Origin of the sequence: Rhodococcus sp. IEGM 1307 (assembly GCF_030056915.1) — a bacterium.
In the GTDB taxonomy this organism is placed as follows: Bacteria; Actinomycetota; Actinomycetes; order Mycobacteriales; family Mycobacteriaceae; genus Rhodococcus_F; species Rhodococcus_F opacus_D.
In genome coordinates this window covers 1-237 of sequence record NZ_JASHKW010000108.1, presented here as the reverse complement: position 1 = coordinate 237, position 237 = coordinate 1, and the positions used below count along the sequence as shown (strand labels likewise).

General features: G+C 62.9%; 1 pseudogene. It reads left to right on the top strand.

The annotated features are described in order from the left end of the window. Positions 1–237 (top strand): annotated as a pseudogene (locus QM841_RS43750) (DEAD/DEAH box helicase); the annotation flags it as partial.

Sequence of the window (237 nt, the reverse complement as noted above, 5' to 3'; positions counted from 1 at the left end):
ACTTGTCTTCGCTTTTCGCGCAACTGCACGATGACCCGCCGGGCGAGTGGGCCGATCTCGGTAAGAAACTGGTCGAGCATGGCCTACCCCTGACTCCCGGGTGGGACAAGGGCAAATGGGACTGGAACGACCAAGCAAAAGGCTCTCAGCGGCTGCAGCATCAGGCCGTCACCCGCGTCCGAAAATGGATGACCGACTGCGACCCGCCCGTCATGATGCATCGCGACGCGCCCTGGG